The sequence below is a fragment of the Phytobacter palmae genome, from assembly GCF_039409775.1.
GTDB classification, from domain to species: domain Bacteria; phylum Pseudomonadota; class Gammaproteobacteria; order Enterobacterales; family Enterobacteriaceae; genus Phytobacter; species Phytobacter palmae.
In genome coordinates, this window is record NZ_JBCIVJ010000019.1 from 74,156 (window position 1) to 90,091 (window position 15,936).

Sequence of the window (15,936 nt, forward strand, 5' to 3'; positions counted from 1 at the left end):
GAGTTCACATGCCTTTTAAGCCACTGGTGACTGCGGGTGTTGAGCGTGTGCTGAATACCTTTTTTTATCGCGAGCGGGCGCTTAAACCTGCCCGTCAGCGATTGCAGGGAAAAGTGTTGCGCATTGCGCTAAAAGAGTTTGCTTCGCCGCTGGTGCTGGCTTTTAGTGAACGCCAGGTCGATGTGCTGGGCGAATGGGAAGGCGAAGCTGATTGCACGGTAATTACCCAGCTTCGCGTTTTGCCCGGGCTGCGCGACAGAAAGCAGTTAACTGCGCTGATTCGCTCGGGCGAACTGGAAGTGCAGGGCGATATCCAGGTGGTGCAAAATCTTGTTGCGCTGATGGACCTGGCCGAATTCGATGTCGCGGAACTGCTGGCCCCTTATACCGGCGATGTCGCTGCTGAGGGGATTGGCAAGGCGCTGCGTAATGGCGTGTTTCTGGTGCGCCATGGCTTTGAGCGCCAGCAGCGCTATGTGGCAGAAGTTATTACCGAAGAATGGCGTCTGGCTCCAGGGGCACTGGAAGTGGCCTGGTTTGCGGAAGAAACAGCCGCTATGGAACGTGCGGTTGAGGCATTCAGCCAACGCCTGGATAAACTGGAGGGCAAATGACGCCAGGAGAAATACGGCGCCTCTATTTCATCATCCAGACCTTTTTGAGTTACGGCCTTGATGAGCTTATCCCTGTCATGCGTATTACGTTGCCGCTGCGACTCTGGCGACGCACGCTTTTCTGGATGCCCAACCGGCATAAAGAGAAAGCGCTTGGGGTACGCTTACGCCTGGCGCTACAGGAGTTAGGTCCGGTATGGATTAAATTCGGGCAAATGCTCTCTACCCGACGCGACCTCTTCCCCCCGCACATCGCCGATCAACTGGCCATGTTGCAGGACAAAGTGGCTCCTTTCGATGGCGTTCTTGCCAAACAACAGATTGAAAAAGCGATGGGCGGTCTGCCCGTTGATGCATGGTTTGATGATTTCGAGATTGAACCGCTGGCATCCGCCTCCATTGCCCAGGTTCATACCGCGCGGTTGAAAGAGAACGGCAAAGAGGTGGTCATTAAAGTTATCCGCCCGGACATTCTGCCGATTATCAAAGCGGACTTAAAATTGATTTACCGTCTGGCCGGTTGGGTGCCGCGTTTGCTGCCGGACGGGCGTCGTCTGCGCCCGCAAGAAGTGGTGCGCGAGTACGAAAAAACGTTGATCGACGAACTCGATTTACTCCGTGAATCGGCGAACGCTATCCAGCTGCGACGTAATTTCGAAGATAGCCCGATGCTCTATATCCCCGAAGTGTATCCGGACTACTGTAGCCAGAATATGATGGTGATGGAGCGCATCTACGGCATCCCTGTCTCCGATGTGGCGACACTGGAGAAAAACGGTACCAACATGAAATTGTTGGCTGAACGTGGTGTTCAGGTGTTCTTCACCCAGGTCTTTCGCGACAGTTTCTTTCATGCAGATATGCATCCGGGTAATATTTTCGTCAGCTTTGAACACCCGGAAAATCCACAGTATATCGGTATTGACTGCGGGATCGTCGGGTCGCTGAACAAAGAAGATAAGCGTTATCTTGCGGAAAACTTTATCGCTTTCTTCAATCGTGACTACCGTAAAGTGGCTGAGCTGCATGTTGATTCCGGCTGGGTGCCGCCGGATACCAACGTCGAAGATTTCGAGTTCGCCATTCGTACCGTGTGCGAACCGATTTTTGAAAAGCCGCTGGCGGAAATATCGTTTGGCCATGTGTTGCTGAACCTGTTTAACACCGCACGCCGCTTCAATATGGAAGTCCAGCCGCAGCTGGTACTGTTGCAGAAAACCCTGCTTTATATTGAAGGCGTGGGACGTCAGCTTTATCCGCAGCTGGATTTATGGAAAACGGCGAAGCCATTCCTGGAGTCGTGGATTAAAGATCAGGTGGGTATACCGGCGTTGTTAAAAGCGGTGAAAGAGAAAGGCCCCTTCTGGATCGAGAAAATGCCAGAGCTTCCTGAACTGGTATACAACAGCTTGCGACAGGGTAAGCAATTGCAACATAGCGTCGACAGGATTGCGAACGAGTTGCAGACCCATCATGTGCGCCAGGGTCAATCCCGTTATCTGTTTGGCATCGGCGCGACGCTGATGGTGAGTGGAACCCTGTTGCTGATTAACCGACCGGAGTGGGGTTACTCGCCGGGTTGGTTAATGGCTATCGGTTTGTTAACCTGGATTGTCGGTTGGCGCAAAACTCGCTGATTTTCACATCGCCCCTGGGAGGCACGGTAACGTATACTGTGGCTTGTTTTCATCATCTCCTACAGAGGACTATGTATGGGTGGTATCAGTATTTGGCAGTTGTTGATTATTGCGGTTATCGTCGTGCTGCTGTTTGGAACGAAAAAACTCGGCTCTATCGGTTCCGATTTAGGTGCATCGATCAAAGGCTTTAAAAAGGCCATGAGCGATGATGACAAGCAAGACAAAGACAAATCTGCAGAGGATGCGGATTTCACTGCTAAATCTCTTGCTGATAAGCAAGAGGACGCGAAGAAAGATGAAAAGCGTCACGACAAAGAACAGGTGTAATTCGTGTTTGATATTGGTTTTAGCGAACTGTTATTAGTCTTCGTCATCGGTCTGGTCGTACTGGGGCCGCAGCGTTTACCCGTTGCGGTGCGTACGATTGTTGGCTGGATCCGCGCGCTGCGCTCGCTGGCGACGACGGTGCAAAATGAGCTGACTCAGGAGCTTAAGCTGCAGGAATTTCAGGACAGCCTGAAGAAAGTTGAGAAAGCCAGCCTGGAAAACCTGACGCCGGAACTGAAGGCTTCAATGGACGAACTGCGTCAGGCGGCCGAGTCGATGAAACGTTCATATACCGTCAACGATCCGGAAAAGGCCAGCGATGAAGCGCAAACAATCCATAACCCGGTAGTGAAAGGTAACGAAGCGCAGCACGAAGGCGTCACTCCGGCAACGGCGGAAGCGCAGGCCAGCGCACCGGAACAGGCTCCTGCTATTCAGGATGCGCCCGAGGCGAAAAAAACGGTAACTCAGGCTGCAGAAGCGAAAACGGCTTCTGAGGCGACCTCTTCTTCAAGTGATAAATCCTGAACATGGCTGTCGATGATACTCAACCGCTCATCACGCATTTGATTGAGCTACGTAAGCGCCTGTTAAACTGCATCATTGCAGTTATCGTGATTTTTCTGGCGTTGGTTTATTTCGCCAATGACATCTATCAGATAGTCTCAGCGCCATTGATTAAACAGATGCCGCTGGGGGCGACGATGATCGCAACCGATGTGGCATCGCCCTTTTTCACGCCGATCAAATTGACCTTCATGGTGTCGCTGATCCTTTCGGCACCGGTCATTCTTTATCAGGTATGGGCATTTGTGGCGCCGGCGCTCTACAAACATGAGCGCCGTCTGATCATCCCGTTGCTGGTTTCCAGTTCGCTGCTGTTCTATATCGGTATGGCATTCGCCTATTTCGTGGTGTTCCCGCTGGCGTTTGGCTTCCTGACGCATACGGCACCGGAAGGGGTACTTGTCTCGACCGATATTGCCAGCTATTTGAATTTCGTCATGGGGCTGTTTATGGCCTTTGGCGTCGCGTTTGAAGTCCCTGTCGCCATTGTGCTGCTGTGCTGGATGGGTGTAACTACGCCGCAATCACTGCGTCAGAAACGGCCGTATGTGCTGGTGGGGGCATTTGTGGTGGGCATGTTGCTGACGCCGCCGGATGTTTTCTCCCAGACGCTGCTGGCTATCCCCATGTATTGTCTGTTTGAGGTGGGCGTCTTTTTCGCACGCTTCTATACGGGCAAACGCCGTCAGGTTGACGAAGACGAAGAAGAAACCACTACAGAAGAGTAAATCCAGCCGCCCGTCAGGGCGGTTGTTGTCTGGAGCGCTGTATGTTTGATATCGGTGTGAATCTCACCAGTTCCCGGTTTGCCAAAGATCGTGATGATGTGGTGGCGCGTGCGCAGGCGGCGGGTGTCTGCGGTATGCTGCTTACGGGCACCAGTCTGCATGAAAGCCTGCAGGCACAGCAACTGGCAAAGCACTACTCGCGCTGTTGGTCCACCGCCGGCGTACACCCACACGACAGCAGTAGCTGGACACAGGAAACGGCAGACGCCCTGCGGCAACTTGCCGGACTGCCAGAAGTGGTGGCAATTGGAGAGTGTGGGCTCGATTTCAATCGTAATTTCTCTACCCCAGAAGAGCAGGAACGGGCTTTTTCCGCGCAACTGGCGCTGGCGGCAGAACTTGCTATGCCCGTTTTTTTACACTGTCGCGATGCCCATGACCGATTTCTGGCGCTGCTGGATCCGTGGCTTCCTCGCTTGCCCGGCGCGGTGCTGCACTGTTTTACCGGCACGTTACAGGAAGCACAAGCGTGTCTGGCGCGGGGGATCTATCTGGGAATTACCGGCTGGGTGTGTGATGAACGACGTGGACTGGAACTGCGCGAGGTATTGCCGCATATCCCTGCAGACCGTCTGTTTGTTGAAACGGATGCGCCGTATTTGCTACCACGCGATTTGTCGCCGAAACCCGCATCAAGTCGCAACGAACCCGCCTATCTGGGGCATATTCTGGCCCGTGTTGCTCAGTTGCGCGGTGAAGATGTCCAGTGGCTTAGTGACGTGACCAGTCAAAACGTGCAAACACTGTTTGGCATCAGGCTTTAACGCGGGATCAGACTTTACGGAAGTCGGTGTTTTTGATGCTCTGCAGCACCTGTTTATTCAGCAGATTAAGCAGCAGCATGGAACGGGCCTCGCCGTCTGGCTCTTTAAAGATAGCCTGTAACCCTTCCAGCGCCCCTTCGGTAATGATTACGCTATCGCCGGGGTATGGCGTTTCGGGGTCGGTAACACCCTCAGGTTTATACAGGGAAAGTTGATGGATGACCGTCGAAGGAACCTGTGCCGGGCTCGCGCCAAAACGGACAAAGTGGCTAACGCCGCGGGTAGCATTAATCGTCGTGGTGTGAATCACCTCGGGATCGAACTCGACAAACAGATAGTTTGGGAATAGCGGTTCGCTCACCATGGTACGTTTGCCCCGAACCATTTTTTCCAGCGAGATCATTGGCGTCAGGCAGTTTACCGCCTGACGTTGAAGATGTTCCTGAGCGCGCTGGAGCTGGCCTCGTTTGCAGTAAAGTAAATACCAGGATTGCATAATGTTCTTTTCCGAAAGTTCGGTGAGCAAGCATACCAAAAGCCTGAGGCGATGGCGAAGTTGATTATAACTGGCGACAATACTTACCGTCCTCTTTCACCTTGATTTAACAAAATTACAGCAACGTGAAGATGAACACCGTATAATAGAGCGCTTAGCAAGAGGCCATTATAAACCCCATGAAATACCATGACCTACGTGATTTTCTGACGCTGCTTGAACAGCAGGGCGAATTAAAACGCATTACATTACCGGTTGATCCCCATCTGGAGATGACGGAAATTGCTGACCGCACCCTACGCGCGGGGGGACCGGCGTTACTGTTCGAAAACCCAAAAGGTTACACGATGCCGGTGCTATGCAATTTGTTCGGTACACCGCGTCGGGTTGCGTTGGGTATGGGGCAGGAAGAGGTAAGCGCCCTGCGAGAAGTGGGGAAATTACTGGCCTTTCTGAAAGAGCCGGAGCCGCCGAAAGGCTTTCGCGACCTCTTCGATAAGCTCCCCCAGTTTAAACAAGTGCTGAACATGCCGACCAAACGGCTGCGCGGTGCGCCTTGCCAGCAAAAAGTGGTGCAGGGTAACGATGTCGATCTGACCAAAATCCCTGTCATGCAGTGCTGGCCCGATGATGTCGCGCCGCTGATTACGTGGGGGTTGACGGTTACGCGTGGCCCACAAAAAGAGCGCCAGAATTTAGGCATTTATCGCCAGCAACTGATTGGTAAAAATAAGCTGATCATGCGTTGGTTGTCACATCGCGGCGGCGCACTCGATTTTCAGGAGTGGTGCGCGGCGCATCCGGGCGAACGTTTCCCGGTCTCTGTAGCCCTGGGCGCAGACCCGGCGACGATTCTGGGCGCGGTGACGCCTGTTCCGGATACCCTGTCGGAATATGCTTTCGCCGGGTTACTGCGTGGCACCAAAACCGAAGTCGTCAAATGCCTGTCCAATGATTTAGAAGTCCCGGCCAGTGCGGAAATAGTACTGGAGGGCTATATTGAGCCTGGGGAGATGGCGCCGGAAGGCCCCTATGGCGACCATACAGGTTACTATAATGAGGTCGATAACTTCCCGGTTTTCACCGTCACGCATATTACCCAGCGTGAAGATGCAATTTATCATTCGACTTACACCGGACGCCCACCGGATGAACCCGCCGTGTTGGGTGTGGCGCTCAATGAAGTATTCGTTCCGATTTTGCAAAAGCAGTTCCCGGAAATTGTCGATTTTTATCTGCCGCCGGAGGGGTGTTCTTATCGCCTTGCGGTCGTCACGATGAAGAAACAGTACGCAGGTCATGCAAAACGCGTCATGATGGGTGTCTGGTCGTTCTTGCGCCAGTTTATGTACACCAAGTTCGTGATTGTCTGTGACGACGATGTCAATGCGCGCGACTGGAACGATGTTATTTGGGCTATCACCACCCGCATGGACCCGGCACGGGACACGGTACTGGTGGAGAACACGCCAATTGATTACCTGGACTTTGCCTCGCCGGTTTCCGGGCTTGGCTCTAAAATGGGCCTGGATGCCACCAATAAATGGCCTGGCGAAACCGAACGAGAGTGGGGACGCCCCATCAGGAAAGATCCTGACGTGACGGCGCGTATCGACGCTATCTGGGAGGATCTGGCCATTTTTAGTAACGGTAAAGGTGCCTGACGCGCCACCGTTTTCCGCCAGACATTACGACAACGAGTATGAACCCGACAGAGGGAGCGCATGACAACCTTAAGCTGTAAAGTGACCTCGGTAGACGCCATCACCGATACCGTATATCGCGTCCGTTTAGTGCCGGAAGCGGCGTTTTCTTTTCGCGCTGGCCAGTACTTAATGGTAGTGATGGATGAACGAGATAAACGCCCCTTCTCTCTGGCATCCACGCCGAGCCAGCATGATTTTATCGAACTGCATATTGGCGCATCCGAATTAAATCTTTACGCCATGGCGGTGATGGACCGCATCCTGAAAGACCGGGAAATTGTGGTGGATCTTCCGCATGGTGACGCCTGGCTGCGTGACGATGAAGAACGTCCGCTGGTGTTGATTGCCGGGGGGACAGGCTTCTCCTACGCGCGCTCCATTCTGCTGACGGCGCTTGAGCAAAACCCGAACCGTGATATCACCATTTATTGGGGCGGGCGTGAAGAGAAGCATTTGTATGACCTGTCTGAGCTGGAAGCGCTGTCCGTTGATCACCCGAACCTGCGCGTGGTGCCGGTTGTTGAGCAGCCGGAAGAGAACTGGCGTGGGCGCAGTGGAACCGTACTGACCGCGGTATTGCAGGATTTCGGTACGCTGGCAGAGCATGATATTTATATTGCCGGACGTTTTGAGATGGCGAAAATCGCCCGTGACCTGTTCTGTAATGAACGTGGCGCGCGTGAAGACCGTCTGTTTGGCGATGCATTCGCATTTATTTAAGCCTTCCCGAAAACCACTCCTTCATGGTAGGGGTGGTTTTCAGCAATCACTCATCCAGGCTGTAGAAGTAAACAAACAGCGGCTTATCGTTTTCTGACAGACACATCATCTTTCCTGTCGCGCCTTCTTTTGTTTCGAGGCTTGCCTTCACCCTGGTCGCAATATGCTGGCTACCGATGTTTTCATCGAAACGTTCAATAACCGCAGTGCTGGCGTTCGGCCTGGCGGTTTGTAGTTTCGCATATAACCCCTGATTGTCAGCCCTGAGCTTGTTGAGCCCAAACGTCAGGCAGCGTTGTGCCATGATCTGTTCCTGACGGGGCTCGCCGTTTGCGAAAGCGAAGGCGGGGAGCAGGGCAAAAAGACAGGATAAAATCAGTCGCGTTTTCTTCATTTCATTTACTTGTATATGGGTAGTCTCTGAGGGAAGTGTAAAGGATCGGGTGGGGGTGCGAAATAAAAAGCCCGCCCCTGACAGGCGGGAAAACGGCAACTAAACATTGTGGTGTGATGCCTGTAGGCCGGGCAAGCGAAGCGCTACAGGCAAACATGCCGGATGACGATGTGGGTGCGTCTTGCGCGGCCTGTGATACTGGACGGCCCGGCACCGTTTCTTACGATGCCGGGGCGCGTGTTATACCCGTTCGAACACCGTCGCGATGCCCTGACCCAGACCGATACACATGGTCGCCAGACCAAACTGGGCGTCTTTGCGCTCCATCAGATTGAGCAGGGTGGTGCTGATACGGGTACCGGAACAACCCAGCGGGTGACCGAGCGCGATCGCGCCACCGTTGAGGTTGATCTTCTCGTCAATCTGCTCCATGAGTCCCAGATCTTTTATGCATGGCAGGATCTGCGCGGCAAAGGCCTCGTTCATCTCAAACAGGTCGATGTCGCTGGTGGTCAGGCCCGCTTTTTTCAGCGCCAGTTTCGATGCCGGAACCGGGCCATAACCCATAATGGACGGATCGCACCCGACGACAGCCATGGAGCGTACGCGCGCACGTGGTTTCAGACCCAGCTCGTGCGCACGACTTTCACTCATGACCAGCATTGCCGATGCGCCGTCGGAAAGGGCGGAAGAGGTTCCCGCAGTGACCGTGCCGCTAACCGGGTCGAACGCCGGTCTTAAGGCCGAAAGCGCTTCAACGGTAGTTTCCGGGCGGATAACTTCGTCATAATTAAATTGCTTTAACACGCCATCGGCATCGTGGCCGCCCGTGGGGATGATTTCGTTTTTAAATGCCCCGGACTGCGTGGCGGCCCAGGCGCGGGCGTGAGAACGCGCGCCAAACGCGTCCTGCATTTCGCGGCTGATGCCATGCATGCGTGAGAGCATCTCTGCGGTAAGCCCCATCATTCCTGCGGCTTTTGCCACATTACGGCTCATGCCCGGATGAAAATCCACGCCGTGGCTCATGGGGACATGGCCCATATGCTCCACGCCGCCAACCAGGCATACCTGCGCATCGCCAGTCATGATCATGCGGGCAGCATCATGCAGCGCCTGCATTGATGAACCACACAGACGGTTAACGGTTACTGCCGGAACCGAATGGGGGATCTCCGCCAGCAGCGACGCGTTACGGGCAATATTGAAACCCTGCTCCAGAGTCTGCTGTACACAGCCCCAGTAGATATCGTCAATCGCAGAGGCCTCCAGCGCCGGGTTACGCGCCAGCAGGCTGCGCATCAGGTGCGCGGAGAGATCTTCCGCGCGCACATTGCGAAATGCGCCGCCTTTTGAACGGCCCATCGGGGTACGAATTGCATCGACAATGACAACCTGTTCCATTGTGACTCCTTAAGCCGTTTTCAGTTCGCCTGCCGGACGAGCAGGTTCAACCGGGGGATAATACGCTTCGTTCTGACGCGCTTTCTCGCGCAGCCCGGCCGGAACTTCATAAAGCGGGCCGAGATGCTGGAACTGGTGCGCCATATCGAGATATTTTGCGCTGCCGAGCGTATCGAGCCAGCGGAATGCGCCACCGTGGAACGGAGGGAAACCGAGACCGTAGACCAGCGCCATATCGGCTTCTGCCGGACTGGCGATAATGCCCTCTTCCAGGCAGCGCACAACTTCGTTGACCATCGGGATCATCATGCGAGCGATAATCTCATCGTCGCTAAAGTCGCGCTTCGGCTGGCTAACTTCTGCCAGCAGGCTATCCACCTCGGCATCTTCTTCTTTCTTCGGCTTACCTTTGCTGTCTTCTTTATAGCGCCAGAAGCCAAGGCCATTTTTCTGTCCGAAGCGGCTGGCGTCGAACAGCGCGTCGATAGCATCGCGATAATCTTTCTGCATCCGCTGCGGGAAACCAGCGGCCATCACGGCCTGAGCGTGATGTGCTGTGTCGATACCGACCACATCCAGCAAATATGCCGGACCCATTGGCCAGCCGAAGACTTTTTCCATGATTTTATCGACCTTGCGGAAATCCGCGCCGTCACGCAGCAACTGACTAAAGCCGGCAAAATAAGGGAACAGCACGCGGTTGACGAAAAAGCCCGGACAGTCATTCACCACGATCGGCGTTTTGCCCATTTTGCTTGCCCATGCCACCACGCTGGCGATGGTCTCATCAGACGTTTTTTCACCGCGAATGACTTCAACCAGCGGCATACGGTGTACCGGGTTGAAGAAGTGCATCCCGCAGAAGTTTTCCGGGCGTTTGAGCACGCTGGCCAGCTCGGAAATAGGAATCGTTGAGGTATTCGAAGCCAGAACGGTGTCGGGACGTACCTTCTCCTCCGTTTCCGCCAGTACCGCTTTTTTCACTTTCGGGTTTTCAACAACGGCTTCGACCACCACATCCACACGCTCAAATCCGGCATAGTCGAGGGTCGGATGAATAGTCGAAATTACCCCCGCCAGTTTCAAACCGTCGATCTTGCCGCGTTCCAGCTGCTTATTGAGTAACTTACCCGCTTCACCCATACCCAGCTTCAGCGATTTGTCATTGATATCTTTCATGATGACCGGCACGCCTTTCCAGGCCGACTGATAGGCTATCCCGCCGCCCATAATCCCTGCACCCAGTACAGCGGCCTGTTTTGGCGTCTCAACATCCCTGGTCAGTTTTTTCGCTTTTCCTTTCACATACTGATCATTAAGGAAGATACCAACCAGTGCGCGGGCTTCTTTACTGCGCGCCAGGGGAACGAAACTTTGATTTTCAAGCTTCAGGGCTTCTTCACGACCAAAGCGAGCAGCCGCTTCAATGGTTTTAACCGCTGTCATGGGCGCGGGATAATGTTTGCCAGCTGTCTGCGCGACCATGCCTTTGGCGATGGTGAAGCTCATGGTGGCTTCAATTTTACTTAAGTGCAGTGGCTCCAGCTTCGGCTGACGTTTGGCTTTCCAGTCAAGATCGCCGTTAATCGCCTGGCGTAAAATCGCCACCGCACCCGCTTTTAATTTTTCCGGCTGAACCACGCCATCGACCAGGCCGATTTTCAGCGCCTCTTCGGCACCGACATCTTTCCCGGCAGCAATGATTTCCAGCGCACTGTCTGCACCCAGCAGACGTGGCATACGGACGGACCCGCCAAAACCTGGCATGATGCCCAGCTTCGTTTCCGGCAGGCCGATGCGTAGATCCGGCGTCGCCAGACGGTAGTCGGTCGCCAGTACACACTCGCAGCCACCACCCAGCGCATAGCCATTGACGGCGGAGAGGGTCGGTACTGGCAAATCTTCCAGGCGATTGAACACGCTATTGGCAAAGTGCAGCCAGGTACTCAGTTGTTCTGCCGGAACGAGGAACAGTGAGAGGAATTCGGTAATGTCGGCACCGACAATAAACGCTGCTTTTTCTGAACGAAGCAGCAGGCCTTTTAAATCCGCTTGTTTTTCCAGCACGTCCAGCGCCTGGCCGAGGCTGGCTACGGTTGCCGTATCTAATTTATTCACCGACCCGGGGGCATCGAACACCAGTTCGGCAATGCCATCTTCCAGCCAGTTGATATATAGGGTATCGCCTTTGTAGAGCATGTCAGTCTCCTGAATCCAGCAAGGGATCTGGTCATACCAGATGAAGCGGAGTGTGGTTTTTATGTTAATAAATTGCAAATTTATCTTTAAAAAATTGCTGGTTTGATCACGCTCAGCCGAAATCACCCTGGCGGGATCAGGTATGCTAAGATGCAAAAACTTGAGCTCAAAAAAACAGAAGGAAAAATGATGGACTCACTGGCTGCGCTGTATAAAAGTCATATCGTTACGTTACAGGAACGTACCCGGGACGTACTGGCCCGCTTTAAACTGGACGCGCTGTTGATTCACTCCGGTGAACTGTTGAATGTCTTTCTCGACGACCATCCGTACCCTTTCAAAGTCAATCCGCAGTTTAAAGCCTGGGTGCCGGTCACACAGGTTCCAAATTGCTGGTTGTTGGTTGATGGCGTTAACAAGCCGAAACTGTGGTTCTACCTGCCGGTTGATTACTGGCACAACGTTGAACCGTTGCCTACCTCTTTCTGGACTGATGACGTTGAGGTGATTGCCCTGCCGAAAGCCGACGGTATTGGCAGCCTGTTGCCTGCTGCTCGCGGCAATATTGGGTATATCGGCCCTGTACCGGAACGTGCGCTTTCGCTGGATATCGCCGCCAGTAACATTAACCCGAAAGGGGTGATCGATTACCTGCACTATTACCGCGCCTATAAAACGGATTATGAACTGGCGTGCATGCGGGAAGCACAGAAAACAGCGGTGATGGGTCATCGCGCGGCGGAAGAGGCGTTTCGTTCCGGGATGAGTGAGTTTGATATCAACCTGGCTTATCTGACGGCGACCGGGCATCGCGACACCGACGTACCTTACAGCAATATCGTGGCGCTCAATGAGCACGCTGCCGTACTTCATTACACTAAGCTGGATCACCGCGCGCCGGCTGAGCTGCGTAGCTTCCTGCTGGATGCGGGGGCGGAATATAACGGTTATGCTGCAGACCTGACCCGTACATGGTCCGCCAACAGCGATAACGATTACGCCCATCTGGTAAAAGATGTTAACGATGAACAACTGGCGCTGATTGCCACAATGAAGGCGGGGGTTAACTACACCGAGTACCACCTCCAGTTCCATCAACGTATCGCGAAGCTGCTACGTAAACATCAGATAATCTCTGATATAAGCGAAGAGGCGATGGTCGAAAACGACCTGACTGGTCCGTTTATGCCGCACGGAATTGGTCACCCGCTAGGCCTGCAGGTGCATGATGTCGCAGGCTTTATGCAGGATGATACCGGCACGCACCTGGCGGCGCCGTCCAAATACCCTTATTTGCGTTGCACGCGTGTATTGCAACCGCGCATGGTGCTGACTATTGAACCAGGCATCTACTTTATTGAGTCACTGCTGGCAAACTGGCGTGAAGGCAAGTTCAGTAAGCACTTCAACTGGCAGAAAATTGAGGCGCTTAAACCGTTCGGCGGCATTCGTATCGAAGACAACGTCGTCATTCACGAAAACGGCATCGAAAACATGACGCGTGATTTGAAACTGGCGTAATGGATAACTGGCTGATACCGGCAGCGCCGGTCACCTTTGTTGAAGAGATCAAGAAAAGCCGTTTTATCACATGCCTGGCTCACACTGAGGGGGTGGAAGCGGCGAAGGCGTTTGTCGAGTCAGTGCGTGCTGAACACCCGGATGCGCGACATCACTGCGTGGCCTGGGTTGCCGGACCGCCAAATGATTCGCAGCAACTGGGCTTTTCTGACGATGGTGAACCTGCGGGAACAGCCGGAAAACCGATGCTCGCCCAGCTAATGGGAAGTGGGATCGGAGAAATAACCGCCGTAGTGGTACGCTACTACGGCGGCGTGCTATTGGGTACCGGTGGCCTGGTCAAAGCTTACGGCGGTGGCGTGAGCCAGGCACTTGCGCAGTTAACGACGCTGCGCAAGACGCCACTAACCGAATATACTTTGCAATGTGAATATGGGCAGTTGAGCGGGGTTGAAACCCTGCTGGGGCAGTTTTCCGGCCAGATTGTTGCGAGTGAATACGAGGTGTTTGTTCGACTTCGGGTGGCGCTCCCACAATCTGAACAGGCTGCTTTTTCAACAAAACTTGCTGATTTCAGTCGTGGTGCGTTGCAATTACACAAGATTGAAGAATAATCCCCACCTAATTTTTGCGTACCTAAGGAAGCGGCAGAGATGCATTTTCGTGCCATAACCCGAATTGTTGGACTTCTGATCATTCTCTTTTCCGGGACGATGATTCTGCCAGGGCTGGTTGCACTTATCTATCGTGATGGCGCAGGAAGGGCATTCACACAGACATTCTTTGTCGCGCTGGCGATAGGCTCCCTGCTGTGGTGGCCTAACCGCCGTGAAAAGAGCGAGCTGAAATCGCGCGAGGGCTTTCTGATCGTTGTGCTGTTCTGGACCGTGCTGGGGAGTGTGGGGGCGCTGCCCTTTATCTTCTCTGAAAGCCCGAACCTGACGGTGACAGATGCCTTTTTCGAATCGTTCTCTGGTTTAACGACAACGGGGGCCACCACGCTGGTGGGGCTGGACTCGTTGCCTCATGCAATCCTCTTTTATCGTCAGATGCTCCAGTGGTTTGGTGGTATGGGGATCATCGTGCTGGCGGTGGCCATCCTGCCTATTCTGGGCGTTGGGGGCATGCAGCTCTATCGCGCGGAAATGCCCGGGCCCTTAAAAGACAATAAAATGCGCCCGCGTATTGCCGAAACGGCAAAGACGCTCTGGCTCATCTATGTATTGCTGACCATCGCCTGTGCGCTGGCGTTGTGGTTTGCCGGAATGCCTGCTTTCGATGCGATTGGGCACAGCTTCTCGACCATCGCGATTGGCGGCTTTTCGACGCATGATGCCAGTGTGGGTTACTTCGACAGCCCGACGATTAACACCATTATTGCTATCTTTCTGCTGATCTCGGGTTGTAACTACGGCCTGCACTTCTCTCTACTCAGCGGTCGTAGCCTGAAAGTGTACTGGCGCGACCCTGAGTTTCGCATGTTCATCGGCGTGCAACTGACGCTGGTGGTGATCTGCACCGTGGTGCTGTGGTTCCATAATGTCTACAGCTCGGCGATGACGACGCTCAATCAGGCCTTTTTCCAGGTGGTGTCGATGGCGACAACCGCTGGCTTTACGACCGACAGTATCTCTCGCTGGCCATTATTCCTGCCGGTGTTGTTGCTTTGCTCAGCCTTTATCGGGGGCTGTGCGGGATCGACGGGGGGCGGCCTGAAAGTCATTCGTATCCTGCTACTGTTTAAACAGGGTAACCGTGAGCTGAAACGTCTGGTGCACCCGAACGCGGTATATAGCATTAAACTGGGTAACCGCGCTCTGCCGGAGCGTATCCTTGAAGCGGTATGGGGTTTCTTCTCCGCCTATGCATTGGTGTTTATCGTCAGCATGCTGGCGATCATAGCGACCGGCGTGGATGACTTCTCCGCATTCGCTTCTGTAGTGGCAACGCTCAATAACCTGGGACCCGGGCTTGGCGTAGTGGCGGATAACTTCGCCAGCATGAACCCGATTGCGAAATGGATCCTGATTGCCAATATGCTGTTTGGCCGTCTTGAGGTCTTTACCTTATTGGTACTGTTCACGCCGACCTTCTGGCGCGAATAAGGGAGCTATAAGTGAAAACGCTAATTTTGTTTTCTACTCGTGATGGGCAAACGCGTGAGATTGCCGCCTGTTTGGCCTCGCAATTAAACGAACTGGGTGTGAGTACCGATGTGCTCAACCTCAATCGCGTCGGAGCGATTGACTGGCCAGCCTATGAGCGCGTCATTATCGGCGCTTCTATTCGCTATGGTCATTTCCATCCGGCGCTGGACAGTTTCGTAAAGCAGCACCAGAAAAAACTGAATGCCTTGCCCAGTGCGTTCTTCTCCGTGAACCTTGTTGCACGTAAGCCCGAGAAACGTACCCCTCAGACCAACAACTACACTCGTAAGTTTTTGCTGCGTTCACCATGGCGTCCTGATGAGTGCGTGGTGTTTGCAGGGGCGCTACGTTATCCACGTTATCGCTGGTTTGATCGCCTGATGATTCGACTCATTATGAAGATGACGGGTGGCGAAACGGATACCAGTAAAGAAGTGGTCTACACCGACTGGCAGCAGGTGACAGAATTTGCGCATAAAATCGCTCAGTTAAACAGCAAAGCGCCGGTTTAACCGCCGCTATGAATGAAATTTGAGCGAACGATAATTTTTTTGAATTTTATGCTTGTCACTTCACAGGAACTCCCTATAATGCGCCTCCACTGACACGGAACAACGGCTGACAAGCCGCCGGGTCAGCGGGGTTCTCC

16 protein-coding genes are annotated in these 15,936 nt (G+C 53.8%); 12 read left to right on the forward strand and 4 right to left on the reverse strand.

Annotation, left to right across the window (positions count from 1 at the left end; all coding sequences use genetic code 11):
* The first annotated feature begins 8 nt into the window (after nt 1-8).
* The 6 genes from ubiJ to tatD all read left to right on the forward strand — a co-directional run bounded on the left by ubiJ (nt 9) and on the right by tatD (nt 4,700).
* Nucleotides 9-614 (forward strand): ubiquinone biosynthesis protein UbiJ, encoded by a 606-nt coding sequence (gene ubiJ / locus AAIG39_RS20245; RefSeq protein ID WP_249572448.1) that lies wholly within the window; start codon nt 9-11, stop codon nt 612-614.
* On the forward strand, nt 611-2,251 hold the full coding sequence (gene ubiB / locus AAIG39_RS20250) for a ubiquinone biosynthesis regulatory protein kinase UbiB (RefSeq protein ID WP_090088514.1): 1,641 nt from the start codon (nt 611-613) through the stop codon (nt 2,249-2,251). Before ubiJ ends, ubiB begins: the two co-directional genes overlap by 4 nt.
* 75 nt (nt 2,252-2,326) lie before the next feature.
* The gene (gene tatA / locus AAIG39_RS20255) at nt 2,327-2,581 is read left to right on the forward strand and encodes a Sec-independent protein translocase subunit TatA (protein WP_047372274.1); all 255 of its coding nucleotides are present in this window, start codon (nt 2,327-2,329) and stop codon (nt 2,579-2,581) included.
* A 3-nt stretch (nt 2,582-2,584) separates the two neighbouring features.
* Nucleotides 2,585-3,109, forward strand: a complete 525-nt coding sequence (gene tatB, locus AAIG39_RS20260) for a Sec-independent protein translocase protein TatB (protein ID WP_343194582.1) — start codon at nt 2,585-2,587, stop codon at nt 3,107-3,109.
* A 2-nt stretch (nt 3,110-3,111) separates the two neighbouring features.
* Nucleotides 3,112-3,876: a Sec-independent protein translocase subunit TatC gene (gene tatC, locus AAIG39_RS20265; RefSeq protein WP_090088519.1), complete on the forward strand. Its 765-nt coding sequence runs from the start codon at nt 3,112-3,114 to the stop codon at nt 3,874-3,876.
* Nucleotides 3,877-3,917: 41 nt separating this feature from the next.
* Nucleotides 3,918-4,700 carry a 3'-5' ssDNA/RNA exonuclease TatD gene (tatD, locus tag AAIG39_RS20270; protein WP_343194583.1) on the forward strand — a complete coding sequence of 261 codons (783 nt, stop codon included), beginning with the start codon at nt 3,918-3,920 and terminating at the stop codon, nt 4,698-4,700.
* A gap of 7 nt (nt 4,701-4,707) precedes the next feature.
* Here tatD and rfaH read toward each other — a convergent pair whose 3' ends face one another.
* Nucleotides 4,708-5,196, reverse strand: coding sequence for a transcription/translation regulatory transformer protein RfaH (gene rfaH / locus AAIG39_RS20275; protein ID WP_047372270.1), 489 nt, complete (start codon nt 5,194-5,196; stop codon nt 4,708-4,710).
* Between the two features lie 170 nt (nt 5,197-5,366).
* On the opposite strand from rfaH, the gene ubiD reads away from it, so the two are divergent.
* Both ubiD and fre read left to right on the forward strand, forming a co-directional pair.
* The gene (gene ubiD, locus AAIG39_RS20280) at nt 5,367-6,860 is read left to right on the forward strand and encodes a 4-hydroxy-3-polyprenylbenzoate decarboxylase (RefSeq protein ID WP_249572476.1); all 1,494 of its coding nucleotides are present in this window, start codon (nt 5,367-5,369) and stop codon (nt 6,858-6,860) included.
* A gap of 60 nt (nt 6,861-6,920) precedes the next feature.
* Nucleotides 6,921-7,622: an NAD(P)H-flavin reductase gene (fre, locus tag AAIG39_RS20285; RefSeq protein WP_039077066.1), complete on the forward strand. Its 702-nt coding sequence runs from the start codon at nt 6,921-6,923 to the stop codon at nt 7,620-7,622.
* Nucleotides 7,623-7,668: 46 nt separating this feature from the next.
* Here the strand turns inward: fre and AAIG39_RS20290 are convergent, their stop codons facing one another.
* The 3 genes from AAIG39_RS20290 to fadB form a co-directional block, all read right to left on the reverse strand.
* Nucleotides 7,669-7,926 carry a hypothetical protein gene (locus tag AAIG39_RS20290; protein ID WP_249572446.1) on the reverse strand — a complete coding sequence of 86 codons (258 nt, stop codon included), beginning with the start codon at nt 7,924-7,926 and terminating at the stop codon, nt 7,669-7,671.
* A gap of 330 nt (nt 7,927-8,256) precedes the next feature.
* Nucleotides 8,257-9,420: an acetyl-CoA C-acyltransferase FadA gene (fadA, locus tag AAIG39_RS20295; protein WP_090088526.1), complete on the reverse strand. Its 1,164-nt coding sequence runs from the start codon at nt 9,418-9,420 to the stop codon at nt 8,257-8,259.
* 9 nt (nt 9,421-9,429) lie between these two features.
* Entirely contained in the window at nt 9,430-11,619 is a 2,190-nt protein-coding gene (gene fadB / locus AAIG39_RS20300; RefSeq protein ID WP_090088528.1) for a fatty acid oxidation complex subunit alpha FadB, read from the reverse strand.
* A gap of 189 nt (nt 11,620-11,808) precedes the next feature.
* Here fadB and pepQ point away from each other — a divergent pair, with 189 nt between their 5' ends.
* From pepQ to hemG, 4 genes are read left to right on the forward strand one after another with little or no spacing between them, the layout of a single operon-like run.
* The gene (pepQ, locus tag AAIG39_RS20305) at nt 11,809-13,140 is read left to right on the forward strand and encodes a Xaa-Pro dipeptidase (protein ID WP_343194587.1); all 1,332 of its coding nucleotides are present in this window, start codon (nt 11,809-11,811) and stop codon (nt 13,138-13,140) included.
* Nucleotides 13,140-13,754: an IMPACT family protein gene (locus AAIG39_RS20310; protein WP_343194584.1), complete on the forward strand. Its 615-nt coding sequence runs from the start codon at nt 13,140-13,142 to the stop codon at nt 13,752-13,754. The genes pepQ and AAIG39_RS20310 overlap by 1 nt, the downstream gene beginning before the upstream one ends.
* 39 nt (nt 13,755-13,793) lie before the next feature.
* On the forward strand, nt 13,794-15,245 hold the full coding sequence (gene trkH, locus AAIG39_RS20315) for a Trk system potassium transporter TrkH (protein WP_047372265.1): 1,452 nt from the start codon (nt 13,794-13,796) through the stop codon (nt 15,243-15,245).
* An 11-nt stretch (nt 15,246-15,256) separates the two neighbouring features.
* A complete protein-coding gene (hemG, locus tag AAIG39_RS20320) occupies nt 15,257-15,799 on the forward strand; it encodes a menaquinone-dependent protoporphyrinogen IX dehydrogenase (protein ID WP_090088532.1) in 543 nt (180 codons plus the stop codon).
* Nucleotides 15,800-15,936 lie beyond the last annotated feature (137 nt).